This window comes from Enterococcus sp. DIV1682a, assembly GCF_051711005.1.
Classification (GTDB): Bacteria; Bacillota; Bacilli; order Lactobacillales; family Enterococcaceae; genus Enterococcus_B; species Enterococcus_B hirae.
Map to the genome: position 1 here is coordinate 1,611,603 of NZ_JBIOLT010000001.1, position 12,206 is coordinate 1,623,808.

The 12,206-nt window shown below is 37.9% G+C and carries 11 protein-coding genes; all 11 read right to left on the bottom strand.

All coding sequences use genetic code 11. The features are described 5' to 3' along the window. Window positions 1-53 precede the first annotated feature (53 nt). A complete protein-coding gene (locus tag IGJ23_RS07340; protein ID WP_010719038.1) occupies window positions 54-386 on the bottom strand; it encodes a hypothetical protein in 333 nt (110 codons plus the stop codon). 52 nt (window positions 387-438) lie between these two features. After that, a complete protein-coding gene (gene coaE, locus IGJ23_RS07345; protein ID WP_438774783.1) occupies window positions 439-1,074 on the bottom strand; it encodes a dephospho-CoA kinase in 636 nt (211 codons plus the stop codon). Next, entirely contained in the window at window positions 1,038-1,874 is an 837-nt protein-coding gene (gene mutM / locus IGJ23_RS07350; RefSeq protein WP_088775527.1) for a DNA-formamidopyrimidine glycosylase, read from the bottom strand. The genes coaE and mutM overlap by 37 nt, the downstream gene beginning before the upstream one ends. Window positions 1,875-1,943: 69 nt before the next feature. Beyond that, window positions 1,944-4,589, bottom strand: coding sequence for a DNA polymerase I (gene polA / locus IGJ23_RS07355; RefSeq protein WP_438774784.1), 2,646 nt, complete (start codon window positions 4,587-4,589; stop codon window positions 1,944-1,946). Window positions 4,590-4,755: 166 nt separating this feature from the next. Beyond that, window positions 4,756-5,439 carry a Bax inhibitor-1/YccA family protein gene (locus IGJ23_RS07360; RefSeq protein WP_010737680.1) on the bottom strand — a complete coding sequence of 228 codons (684 nt, stop codon included), beginning with the start codon at window positions 5,437-5,439 and terminating at the stop codon, window positions 4,756-4,758. Continuing rightward, window positions 5,432-5,917 (bottom strand): MaoC/PaaZ C-terminal domain-containing protein, encoded by a 486-nt coding sequence (locus IGJ23_RS07365; protein ID WP_010737681.1) that lies wholly within the window; start codon window positions 5,915-5,917, stop codon window positions 5,432-5,434. The genes IGJ23_RS07360 and IGJ23_RS07365 overlap by 8 nt, the downstream gene beginning before the upstream one ends. Before the next feature lie 224 nt (window positions 5,918-6,141). Then, window positions 6,142-7,476: a UDP-N-acetylmuramate--L-alanine ligase gene (gene murC / locus IGJ23_RS07370; RefSeq protein ID WP_010737682.1), complete on the bottom strand. Its 1,335-nt coding sequence runs from the start codon at window positions 7,474-7,476 to the stop codon at window positions 6,142-6,144. Between the two features lie 181 nt (window positions 7,477-7,657). Next, a complete protein-coding gene (locus tag IGJ23_RS07375) occupies window positions 7,658-8,413 on the bottom strand; it encodes a YdcF family protein (RefSeq protein ID WP_438774785.1) in 756 nt (251 codons plus the stop codon). Between the two features lie 27 nt (window positions 8,414-8,440). Continuing rightward, entirely contained in the window at window positions 8,441-8,926 is a 486-nt protein-coding gene (locus IGJ23_RS07380; RefSeq protein WP_063627188.1) for a SprT family protein, read from the bottom strand. A gap of 1 nt (window position 8,927) precedes the next feature. Next, complete coding sequence (locus IGJ23_RS07385; protein ID WP_438774786.1) at window positions 8,928-11,111, bottom strand: Tex family protein; 2,184 nt, start codon at window positions 11,109-11,111, stop codon at window positions 8,928-8,930. Between the two features lie 225 nt (window positions 11,112-11,336). Then, window positions 11,337-12,068, bottom strand: a complete 732-nt coding sequence (locus IGJ23_RS07390) for a metallophosphoesterase family protein (protein WP_010719028.1) — start codon at window positions 12,066-12,068, stop codon at window positions 11,337-11,339. Between the last annotated feature and the right edge of the window lie 138 nt (window positions 12,069-12,206).

Sequence of the window (12,206 nt, forward strand, 5' to 3'; positions counted from 1 at the left end):
GAGTGAGACAAAACTTGTCTCACTCTCTGTTTCAACAGTCTAAGTTATACCCATTAAAGTTTTTCTTCAATCCCTGTATAATGTTTCATTCGTTGTTCATCGATTTTTTGTTGTTCAGGAATATGATCGGCTTCTGGTAAAGGTGTTTTTTTGTGTGTTGGATCATCTTTTTTTCGTTCTTGTGTCAGATCTTGCTCCTTGGCTTCTTTTTCTGCTTGTTGGTCTTCTAATTCATCGACTCTGGCTTTGTAGCGTTCATCATTTTCTTTTGCAGCTTCTGATTGTGCCCGTCCTTCATCTACCAGTTCATCTTTATTCAAGATCTCTCCTAGTTTTTCTTTTGCAGAACCGACTACTTTATCTTTTTGATTTTTAAAAGTCCCCATACCAATCCCCCTCTTTTCTTTATATTCAGCATAGCAAACTATCTAAATATACTCAAAGAAATCGATTGTTGAAGTCCGAGAGCCAACGTTCGATTTGACAAGTCAGTTCATCCTTACTACCGGAATTGTCAAAAACGATATCTGCTAATTTTTTCTTCTCTTCAATCGGCATCTGACTTTGTATTCTTTTCTTTGCTTCGTCCAGTGTCAATTGATTTCTTTTCATCAAACGTTGCAATTGAATTTCTTCTGGAAGGTAAACGACTGCTACAGCATCCATTTCCTGTTCATAATGACCTTCAAATAATAAAGGGATATCAACGACAACTAAAGAATATTTTGCTTTTTGTTGCTTAATCTGTTCCGTAATCGCTTGACGGATAAATGGGTCTAATAAACGATCAAGTTTTTGTCTTTGTTCTGTCGAATCGAAAATAATCTTGGCTAAAGCTACTCGATCAAGCGAGCCATCTTCTTGAAGGATTTCTTCCCCAAATTCTTGAACGATTGCCGCCAATCCAGGAGTCTGAGGTTGGACGACTTCACGGGCGATGATATCTCCATCGATCATCGGGATTTGGTGACGGCTAAAAACAGCTGCTGCAGTGCTTTTCCCAGTAGCAATCCCACCAGTTAAGCCTAAGACATAGCCTACTTGCTGATTTTTAGTCTTTGGCAATTTGGACAATAGTGCGTCCCCCTTTGCGCTACTTTTGTTTTGACGATCGGTGTATGACAACGAACACATGGTTGACCAGTCTGACCATAGACATGTAAAGCTACTTGAAAGTTGCCTGACTCGCCTAACGCATTGAGATAACTCCTGATCGTCGTTCCGCCAGCCTCGATTGCCCGAGACAACACGTCAATAATTGCTTTTCGTAACAACTCTGCTTCTTTGGGCTTCAATGTATCCGCTGGCTGTTCTGGATGGATCTTCGCTTCCCAAAGCGCTTCATCCACATAGATATTCCCTAAACCTGTTACTAATTTTTGATCTAATAATAATGGTTTAATCGCTTTATGAGATTTTTGTAAGCCTAAACGAAAGCCGTCTAATAAAAATGTATCTGGCAACGGCTCTGGACCTAATTTCATGATGCCTTTGTAAGCATCACTCGCTCCTTTTTCAACTAATGTCATTCGTCCAAATTTACGTACATCATGGTATCGGAGTTGGCTACCATCTTCAAAGAAAAAAATGACATGCGTGTGTTTATCGATCGGTTCATTTTTTTCAACAAATTGGTATTTTCCTTCCATACGTAAATGCGAGATCAATTCATAATGACTCAAACGAAAAATTAAAAACTTGCCTCTTCGATCAATAGCCAGAATCTCTTCGCCAACTAACGAAGCTTCAAAGATTGCTGTTTCTGGTTGTTCAATGATTCTTGGCCATAAGACTTGGATTTTTTGGATTTTCTTTCCAACGACTAAACGAGACAAGCCTTTTCGTACAGTTTCTACTTCTGGTAATTCTGGCATGTTTTCACCTTCGACTTATTTGCTTTTTTATCTATTTATTGAACAGATCGGTTCAATAGTGGCAATCAGCTATTTCGCTTCATACCACGTCTTCCCCCAACTACTATCTGTAATCAATGGTACGTGTAAGGACACGGCATGTTCCATGACTTCACTTACTAATTTGTCTAATCGTTCTAATTCTGTTTCTGGCACTTCAAAAACCAATTCATCGTGTACTTGTAACAACATGGTTGCTGATAGTTTTTCTTCTTTTAAGCGTTTATCCAACTCGATCATTGCGATTTTAAGAATATCAGCGGCACTTCCTTGGATTGGGGTATTGATTGCGGTTCTTTCAGCAAAAGAACGTATATTATAATTTCGTGAATTGATATCTGGTAAATAACGTCTGCGATGGTAAAGGGTTTCGACAAATCCTTGTTCCTTCGCTTCACGAACGATACGTTCCATATATTCTTTGACTCCAGGATATTTCTCAAAATACGTATCAATGTACTGTTGTGCTGCTTTTCTTGTAATCCCAAGGTTTTGAGATAAACCATAGTCAGAAATGCCATAAACGATCCCAAAATTGACTGCTTTTGCTTGACGACGCATATTTGGTGTGACATCTTCTGCTTTTTCAATCCCAAAAACACGCATAGCAGTACTTGCATGGATGTCTTGTCCTTCAAGAAAGGCTGCTTTTAAATGTTCATCATTTGAGATATGAGCTAAAACTCGCAATTCGATTTGTGAATAGTCAGATGAATAGATCAACCAGTCTTTTTCTCTAGGCACAAATGCTTGGCGAATCTTTCGCCCTTCATCTAAGCGAATAGGAATATTCTGTAAATTAGGATCTACTGAACTTAAACGCCCTGTTTGAGTCAATGTTTGAACATATCTGGTATGGACTTTTCCATCGGATTGAATGACTTTTAACAAACCTTCTACATAAGTTGACTGGATCTTGGCGATTTGGCGATACGTCAAGATGTCATCCACGATTGGGGCTTGTTCTCTTAATTGTTCTAAAACATCGACCGCAGTGGAATAGCCTGTCTTCGTTTTCTTGATCACCGGTAACCCCATTTTTTCAAATAAAATGACCCCTAATTGTTTTGGTGAGTTTAAATTGAAGGATTCACCAGCCTCTTGATAGATTGTTTCCTCGATCTCTTTCAATCGATTGGAGAATTCGATTTTCATTTCTTGTAAACGAGAAGCATCAACTTTGATACCAGTGATTTCCATTTCAGCTAAGATGATTGAAAGGGGTAGTTCCATCTCACGGAACAAGGCCATTTGGTTTTTTTCTGTTAATTCTTGACTTAACTTAGGTGTTAAAACATTAATGGCAGATACTTTTCTGGCAAGGTGGGCAAAAAATACTTCTTCCTCTTCCGGTAATCCTTTTTTTGCCCCTTTTCCATAAATTGCTTCATCTGACTGCACTTCATGATAGCCATAATGGGCAGCGATTCCTTCAATATCCGTACTTTTCTCATTTGTATCAAGCAAGTAGGCACCAAGCAATACATCAAAATCGATCCCTTTTGTTTTCATGGCATACCGATTTAAAGCCACATAGGTCCGTTTGGCATCATAGACTTTTTTCAACCGTGTTGGATCAGCTAACCAAGCACAAAAAGCTTCGTTCTCAAATAACGCTAGATCATTCGTAACATAAATTTTTTGTTTCGTCCCCCAAGCTACACCCACGATATCTTCTGTATGGTAATTGTCTCCCATCATCTCCACATATAAAGCCATGTCAGTCGTGAACATGTCCTCATGGTATTCATGGACTACTTCAAATAGGATATCTTCAAGTTCGACTTCTTCCTCAACAAGGTCCAGCTTTGCCAGAAATTGTTTAAATTCCATTTCTTTATAAAATGGCACCAATTTCTCTAAGTTTTTCCCTTCATATTTCAATGAATCAATTGAGACTTCAACTGGTGCATCTGTATTGATCGTCGCTAATTGTTTGGATAAGAAAGCTTGTTCTTTATCATTGATCAAATTTTCTTTCATTTTGCTTTGTTTCATTTCATCAATATGCTCATAGATCCCTTCAACGGATCCATATTGTTTTAACAATTTGATTGCTGTTTTTTCGCCGATTTTCGTCACACCAGGAATATTGTCTGAAGCGTCTCCTGCCAAACCTTTCATATCAATGATTTGATTTGGCGTCAACCCATCATATTTTTCAGCCACATGTTCAGGTGTGTAACTTTCGATATCACTCACACCTTTCACCGTAATGTCTACTTTGATTTCATTACTAGCTAATTGAGTCAGATCTCGATCACCAGATAAAACAACGACATCAAATTCTTCTTTATTGACTTTTTCGGCTAATGTCCCAATGATGTCATCCGCTTCATAATTAGGTAATTCATAGTATTGGACACCTAGTCCTGTGAGTAATTCACGAATGTAAGGCATCTGTTCTTTAAATTCTCCAGGAGTTTTTGAACGGCCACCTTTGTATTCTGCATACATCTCGGTTCTAAACGTCGTCTTTCCTGCATCGAATGCAACTAATACATGAGTAGGTTGCTCTTTTTGCATCACATTTTCAAACATCGTGTTAAAAGCATAGATCGCATTTGTATGCAACCCATTTCTATTTTTAAACCGTTCTAATGAATTGTGTAAAGCAAAAAATGCGCGAAAAGCAACACTATTTCCATCTACAAGTAATAATTTATTTTTTGTCATCTGCCTAACTCCTTACTGTAAAGTTCTTATTTATTCTAACAAAGAATACTGAGGAAAGCGAAAAGAAAAACGCAAATTAACCACTTTACTGGACAAAAAAGAGTGAAAAGACTCAATGCTTTTCACTCTCATAATTATTGTTCAACTGAACGATCCATTCAATCGCTTAATTGTTACGTCCGAAAATTCTTAAGAATGCTAAGAACAAGTTGATAAAATCAAGGTATAGTTGCAATGCCAAGAAAACGGCAATTCCACTGTGTGCTGTCCCATTTGATTCTATATAGATTGACCGGATCTTTTGGTTGTCATATGCGGTAATTCCTGCGAAGATCACGACTAAAAGAAGAGAAATAAACAACTCTACTGCGCTACTTCGTAAGATAAAGACATTTAAGACCATGGCAATAATGACACCGATCAATGCGGCCATTCCGGCACGGCCGACACCTGTCAAATCTTTTTTAGTAACCAAGCCTACAACGGACATCCCTAAAAACATTCCAGTTGCTGTAATAAACGCTCTGGTAATGCTACCGATATCATACATCGCTAATGTGACAGCTAACGTCAGTCCATTCAAGAGCGAATACGCAATAAAACCACCAATAGCTAAACTTGGGTTTTTAGCTGCTTTAACGCCCAATACAACTACTAAAATCAACTCTACGATCCAGAGACCCATAAAGCCTAATGGGAAATTGTTGATGAACGAGAAAACTTGTTGAGGATATACTTGTAATGCGAGATAAGAGATAATCGCACTTAATGCTAGACCTCCTCCTAGATAACCATAGACCTTAGCATAGAAGCGATTCAGTCCTGTTGAAATAGTACCTTGATTATTCATATGTTTCACCTTCACTTTCAAGAGTAATCTCTAATTCTGGTTCGACCGGTGGCTGAACCATCACTACTGCATCCAATACCCGATTTTCTTCGCTATTGTTTGCTTCGACAGAGATTGTCACGACATTTTTCATTTTGTCTACTTTGATAATATCAAACTGAAAAGTCAATGTTTGATAATGGAAAACTGGCTCAATAAAATTGACAGAAAAATTGACTACATGAGACCCAGGACCTGGTAAATGTTTTGAAATTGCACTGGTGATGATGCCCATCAACATGACAGAAGGCACAATCGGTTGTTGGTACTCCGTTTGTTTCGCAAAATCATGTTGGATGTAGAGTGGATTCGCATCATTTGTTAGTCCTAAATACAATAACAGCTGATTGTCTTCAATCGATTCAGTTAAAGACAACGAGTCCCCTTCCTCCAGTTCATTGATGGTTTTTCCTAATTTACGTGGTTTACTTATGTTCAAGTTAGTAACCCTCCAGTTTATATATTGATCACTTCTTATTGTATCAAAACAGTCCAAAAAGGCAAGTTACACTGATTAAAACAAGAAATTATTAACGAAACTGAAAGAAGACAGCGATGTTGATTCCTCTTTTGAAAACCAGAAAGAACAAAAAGTCTCTACCTGTTAAGTTTCATTCTTTAACAGATAGAGACTGCTTTACAATCGACTACTTAAAAAATAGATTACAATACATTCTTTGTCGTACTACTTAATAATTTTTCATACGCTTGTTCAAATTTTTGAACGTCCCCTGCACCCATAAAGATAATGACAGCATCGTGGAAATCAAGTAAAGGAGAAACATTGTCTTCTTTGATCACTTGACCACCTTTTTTGATTTTATTGCCAAGATCTTCAATTTTGACATCGCCCTGTTCTTCACGAGCAGAGCCAAATATATCACATAGATAAACTTTATCTGCAAGATCTAGTGCTTCTGCAAACTCATCCATCAAAGCAATTGTGCGGGTAAATGTATGAGGTTGGAAAACTGCAATGATTTCTTTATCAGGGTACTTTTGTCGAGCCCCATCGATTGTTGCTTTGATTTCAGCTGGATGATGGGCATAATCATCTACAACTGTCATATCAGCTACGATTTTTTCGCTGAAGCGACGTTTTACACCTGGGAATGTTAACAATTCTTTCGCTACTTCTTCTTGGTCTAGTTTTTCAAAATAAGCAACTGCGATCACGCCTAATGCGTTTAATATATTATGTTTGCCAAAAGCAGGAACAGTGAAATGTCCCACAAATTCATCTTTGTGGTACACATCGAAAGCTGACCCCGTCGTTGTGCGTTCGATATTCCGAGCTTGGATATCATCATCTTCAGAAACACCATAATAATAGATCGGAACATCTGCTTCTAATTTTCTTAAGTAAGCATCGTCTCCATAGGCAAAGATCGCTTTTTTCACTTGATTTGCCATTGATTGAAATGCGGTAAACACATCATCAATACTTGTATAATAATCTGGATGATCAAAATCAATATTTGTCATGATAACATAATCAGGCGAATATGCTAAGAAATGGCGACGATATTCACAAGCTTCAAATGCAAAAAATTCTGCTTGAGGATCGCCATGTCCTGTGCCATCACCAATTAAATAACTTGTTGGACGAATGCCAGTCAACATATGTGAAAGTAATCCTGTCGTACTCGTTTTACCATGTGAACCAGTCACTGCAATACTCGTGTAGTTTTGGATAAAGTCGCCGATAAAGTCATGATAACGAACAACTTCTAATCCCAACTCTTTCGCTCTTTGAATCTCCTCATGCGTATCTGGGAAAGCATTACCAGCAATGATCGTCATTCCAGGTTGAACATTCTCTGCATCAAAAGGCAAAATTTTGATATTTGCTTTTTCTAAATCCCTTTGTGTAAAGAAATATTTTTCGATATCTGATCCTTGTACTGGTAGCCCTTGCTCGTGTAGGACAAGTGCCAATGAGCTCATTCCTGATCCTTTAATACCAACAAAATGGTATAATTTGTTTTGATTTTCCATTTGAATCCTCTTCTCTTAAATATCATCCATTATTTTGTTTTCTATTACAACACGTTCCTCATTATCATATAAACCTAAAAAAATTTCAACCAAATATATTTGAAGAGGTTACTTACTTGAAAAATCGTTCAAATTTAAAAACTGGCTAACGCTCTCGTTTGGTCTACTAGGGATGATTTTCTCATGAACGCAAGAAAGTTCCTAAAACAGAAGAACGGATCCGTTGATAGGCTGACCAAACTTTTTGAGGGATGTCCACATGATTCATATAATTTTTCCCATTTGGTCCATAGCCCTGTTCATCATCCTTCAAACGAACCATTTCTCCTAAAACTAACGCATAGAAATAATCTTTCGACCATTGATCGTTCAACTCTGGCTGAGAAAAATGTAACTCTTCCGCTAGTTCAATTAATTGGGGAACAAATGGGACATAGTTACACCATTCTACTCCTGTGCCTTTCCAGACCTTCTCAAAAGTTGCTCTGGTACGTCGCTGTAATGTTGGATCATTCATAAGAAAAATCCGTTCAGGTAAAGCGCCCTTTTTTTGAAGGATCGTCAAGGCATGTTGTGCATTTTCCCCAGAGTTCGTCGAGGTTGTTTCTAAAATGAATCTTTCAGTTGGAATGTGGTATTTTTCTGTTAAGTAACGAAAACACATCTCACTTTCACTGAGTCCATCCTCAAATAAAACCCCTTGCTTTGCAAAATTTTGGCGAAGCACCTTAGTAGCATGTCCGATTCCTCCGACTAGAAAGATTTGCTGCACTTGTCCTTGCAAATACAGTTCAGCTGCCTTATCAGCAAGAATCGGTAAGCCATTGCCTGCTAGAATCACTATTGGTGCCGAATCATTTGTTCTTTGATCACTTGCATCAGCCAAAAAGGATAGCAAACAATTCCAATCTTTCAATTGTTCCCCTTGATTCGTCATGAGCTTTTTTCTCCTTTTTAAGATTTTTTACTTACTAGAAATCTGTTCATTTGGCACTTTATCCAGTGTTTCCTTCCAAATCAAATGCCCTCGACATTTCCCGCAAACATAGCGTTTTGTATCGATTTTTCGCTTGCGGTAAATATCGGTTGTACAACTAGCACACTGATACCATTCAATTTTAGTCGTTTTCTTAGCAGAAAGAGCAGGAGCGTATCTTAAACCACCCGTTTTTTTTAGTAAAGCCTTAAAATCAGCATCTCGATGACGATAACCTTTATTAGCTAAATGCAAATGATAATGACATAATTCATGTTTAATGATTGCAACTTTTGTCGCTTCATCCACTTCTTGAAACATCTTCCAATTAAAATCTAAATGATGGTCGTTTAAGTGATAACGTCCCCCTGTAGATCGCAAACGAGAATTGAATTTTGCTTGATGCTTAAAGGGCAATGAAAAACTATCTAGCGAGATTTTTTCAACGAGTTGCTGCAATTCGATTTCTGTCACTTTATTTCGCCTCATAAGGGGAAAGCATCGTTAAACTGATTCTTCCTTTATTGACATCAACAGCTTCAATCCAAACTGTTACAACATCGCCTACAGAAACGACATCAGTAGGATGTTTAACAAATTTTTTACTTAATTTAGAAAGATGAACTAATCCGTCTTGCTTTACACCGATATCAACAAACGCGCCAAAGTCGATTACATTCCGTACAGTCCCTTTCAACTCCATCCCTGGTTTCAAATCTTCCATACTTAAAACATCTGAACGCAAGAGTGGGGCTGGCATTTCATCCCGCATATCTCTACCAGGTCGGGTTAACCCTTCAAGAATATCAGCTAACGTTTCTTCTCCTACAGATAATGTTTTGGATAAATGAGTGGAAGAAAGTTGAGATAGGGTTTCGATTGCTTCTTTTTTACCTAATGTTTTCTCTGATAACCCATTGCTTTTTAGAATTTCTTTTGCAATTGGATAGCTTTCTGGGTGAATGCCTGTATTATCAAGAATGTTTTTCCCACCTGGTACACGGATAAACCCGATCGCTTGCTCATAAGCCTTTGGTCCTAAGCGAGGAACTTTTTTCAATTGCGCTCGCGTCTCAAACGCACCATTTTCTTCTCGATAAGTCACAATATTTTGAGCAGTTGTTTTATTCAAACCAGAGATGTGTTGCAATAATTGAGGGCTTGCAGTATTAACATCCACACCCACTTGATTGACCACAGTTTCTACTACAAAATCTAATTGTTCCGCTAAACGTTTTTGAGAAACATCATGTTGGTATTGTCCAACTCCTACAGCTTTAGGGTCAATCTTCACTAATTCAGCTAATGGATCTTGCAAACGTCGAGCGATCGACACTGCACTTCGCTCTTCCACTTGGAGGTCAGGAAATTCTTTGCGGGCAATATCACTTGCAGAATAAACAGAAGCTCCCGCCTCATTCACGATCGCATAGTACGCTTTATGATCAGCTGATTTTAATTGTTCAGCAACAAATTGTTCTGATTCACGGCTAGCAGTACCATTTCCTATTGCGACCATATCTACTTGGTATTGGTTGATCAATTGAACAAAAGCAGGTCCTGCAGCTTCACGTTTCGCTTGAGAAGCAGGTTTATGCGGATAGATGACTTCAATTGCCAAAACTTTACCTGTCGCATCTACTACAGCTAACTTACATCCTGTACGATAGGCTGGATCGAATCCTAAAACGACTTTTCCTTTTAAAGGAGGTTGTAACAATAGATTACGGAGGTTTTCTCCAAAGATCGCAATTGCTTGCTCATCAGCTTTTTCAGTTAATTCATTGCGCACTTCCCGCTCAATCGCAGGTTGGATAAATCGTTTGTAACTATCTTGATATGCATTCCTAACAAACATAGTTGCGGGAGAAGCTGGGTTGTTGATCAATTGCCGCTCCAGATAAGACAAAATAGGTTCCTCTTCCACTTGGAGTCCGACTTTCAAAATGCCTTCTTTTTCACCACGATTCGTCGCTAAAATACGATGAGAGACGATTTTATGAATGGGTTCGGCATAATCATAATACATTTCATATACCGCTTTTTCATCTAGCTCCTTCTTTTTAACGACACTGACATAAGAACCTTTATTGTAGGTATAGGAGCGTACCCACGTTCTGTAAGTTGCATTATCACTGACTTCTTCAGCAATGATTTCGTGAGCGCCTTGCAATACTTCCTCGACCGTATGAACTTCTTTTTCATCATTGAGGTATTTTTTTGCTTCTGCATAGACATCTTCATTGAGCAATTGACGAAGCCACTGGGCAAAAGGCTCTAATCCTTTTTCTTTTGCGATTGTCGCTTTCGTTCTGCGTTTTTGTTTATAAGGACGATACAAGTCTTCTACTTGTTGCATTTTAACTGCTAAAGTAATGTCTTTTTTCAATTCTGGCGTTAGCTTACCTTGTTCATCGATTAAACGAATCACTTCTTGTTTTCGTTTCTCTAAGTTTTCTAAATAAGCATAGCGCTCTTCAATTTCTCGAATTTGTACCTCATCTAAGCTACCGGTCATTTCTTTTCGGTAACGTGCAATAAATGGGACAGTATTTCCTTCGTTCAATAAATTCAATACGGTGGTAAGTTGTTTTGAATGATACATCGTTAGTTCTTTTTGAACTAACTGGACAATTGTTTGATTTAAATTCTCTGCCATCAATATACTCCCTTTTTAAGTTAAAGCCATTTTCATTATTCCCTGTTTCTAAATAAAAATGGTGGATTTTCTCACATACTTATTTATTTTATCATATTTGATAACAGTACTTATAGCAGCTCTCAGCAAAACAAATCAATCACACTAAAAATCCCCTATAATAGTTGAGGAATTTGAGTTTCCTCAATACTTTTATAAAGAATCATGTACTGTTATCCTGATCCATTAATTTCCTTGCCACGGTCCTTCAGTGTTTTGATACTCAATGTCTTGAACGATACCAGTTTCATCAAAAACCACACCATGCATCGATCCACCGAAGACTGCTCCACCGTCAATTCCGATTTTCTTATCGTGAATCCATAAATCTGTCGTTTCCATATCTCCGTGTAGCATAGGAGTAATGGTATGACCAAAAACGATTGTTTTTCCTGTATTATTTTTACCTTCATGGAAAGGTTCGCGGATCCAGATGAAATCATGAGGGTTTGTATCATGCCAATCTTTTTTAGTTAAGTCAACCCCTGCATGGACAAAGAGATAATTATGCCATTCATAATAAAGCGGCCGCTCACATAAAAAATCAATCAGTTCGCCATATCGTGAGCGAATCATCAACGCAATCTCTGTGGGCGAATACTCTTCAGTTGACCCAGGGTGTAAAAGACTGTCAAATGTTTCTTTGCCACCATTCCGTAAATAGGGCTCATACCAGTCTTCAGGACTTTGGAGGAACTGCAAAAAGTACTCTTCGTGGTTTCCTCGAAGATAAATCGCGTTATTTTCTTTGACTAGTTGCATACCTAGTAAAAAACATTCTTTCGTGTTAGGGCCTCTATCATTCAAATCCCCCATCAATACTAATTGATGATTTAATGGATCAAATTCGTTGACCAATTTTTTAAAGAGATCGTATTTTCCATGAACATCGCCAATCGCATACACCCACTTTTTCATGATGAAACTCTCCCTTTCCATTGTAGTATAACGTATCTTTCGCATAGATTTACACTTATCGAAAAGGTTTTTCCCTTTCCTATACTGATTTTCTCAATAAAAAGAAAAAAAGACAAGCCAAAAATAAAGATAGCAAAG

Excerpts from the sequence above, each read along its gene's own strand:
- IGJ23_RS07340 (WP_010719038.1), bottom strand. The coding sequence starts at position 386 with ATGGGGACTTTTAAAAATCAAAAAGATAAAGTAGTCGGTTCTGCAAAA.
- mutM (WP_088775527.1), bottom strand. The coding sequence starts at position 1,874 with ATGCCAGAATTACCAGAAGTAGAAACTGTACGAAAAGGCTTGTCTCGT.
- polA (WP_438774784.1), bottom strand. The coding sequence starts at position 4,589 with ATGACAAAAAATAAATTATTACTTGTAGATGGAAATAGTGTTGCTTTT.
- IGJ23_RS07360 (WP_010737680.1), bottom strand. The coding sequence starts at position 5,439 with ATGAATAATCAAGGTACTATTTCAACAGGACTGAATCGCTTCTATGCT.
- murC (WP_010737682.1), bottom strand. The coding sequence starts at position 7,476 with ATGGAAAATCAAAACAAATTATACCATTTTGTTGGTATTAAAGGATCA.
- IGJ23_RS07375 (WP_438774785.1), bottom strand. The coding sequence starts at position 8,413 with ATGACGAATCAAGGGGAACAATTGAAAGATTGGAATTGTTTGCTATCC.
- IGJ23_RS07385 (WP_438774786.1), bottom strand. The coding sequence starts at position 11,111 with ATGGCAGAGAATTTAAATCAAACAATTGTCCAGTTAGTTCAAAAAGAA.
- IGJ23_RS07390 (WP_010719028.1), bottom strand. The coding sequence starts at position 12,068 with ATGAAAAAGTGGGTGTATGCGATTGGCGATGTTCATGGAAAATACGAT.